Source organism: Candidatus Symbiothrix dinenymphae, assembly GCF_001431085.1.
In genome coordinates, this window is sequence record NZ_BBRU01000128.1 from 1 (window position 1) to 829 (window position 829).

The following is an 829-nucleotide window of genomic DNA, read 5'->3' on the forward strand; positions in this document are numbered from 1 at the left end:
CCTCAATGCGCTCTAGGCTCTATCTCGATAAACTGCCGGAACAGGCAAAATTGCTAAATCCGGACGTGGCTGTGGTGGATTTTGGCACAAACGACATTTTGTATTACAATACGGTAGAGGCAAATCTTCCACCCACCATTAGTCAGATAATCAAGACATTACGAGATGTCAATCCGGAAATGCTCATCATCCTGACCTCCACACAGGACTTATTTCGCCACGGCAGATACATCACCGCAGGACCGAAATTTCGCGATTTGGTAGCCTCTGTTGCGCGTGCGGAGCATGCGATGTTTTGGAATTGGTACGATTTATCCGGCGGCTTACATTCCATACGCGACTGGTACAATGCCGGTTACGCACAACCCGACTGCATCCATCTGACAGCCAAAGGCTATGACGCCAAAGGCAGTTTTTTGTACTCGTCCATCAAAAACACAATCGAACTTGTAAAACAAAATCCAACTATTCAACAACACACCGTCCCAATGAAAGATTATGCCGACATTCTCAAAAAGCATGCCGACGATTTCAGACCCTCAACCACATACAAAGTAAAGCCCGGCGACTCTCTTTTTGCAATAGCTCTCCGATACCACACAACAGTAAAAGCCATCATGCAGGCAAATAAATTGAACAGCGATTTTTTGAGAATAGGGCAGATTTTGGAGATTCCAAAGAGCAAATGAAAAAAAAATCACTACTTTTGTGCAAAATATATTGAAAAATTATGTCACATTTAGAACTGAAAGAGATGCAATTTTGCGCCTGTCATGGCGTGACGGCGCAAGAAAGGAAGGTTGGAAATACCTACATGGTGGATTTGAAC

Annotated in this window: 1 protein-coding gene; it reads left to right on the top strand. The window is 43.9% G+C overall.

All coding sequences use genetic code 11. The features are described 5' to 3' along the window. A partial coding sequence (locus ASC50_RS02040) for a LysM peptidoglycan-binding domain-containing protein (protein WP_158648286.1) occupies positions 1-689 on the top strand: 689 nt, incomplete at its 5' end. Positions 690-829: the final 140 nt, after the last annotated feature.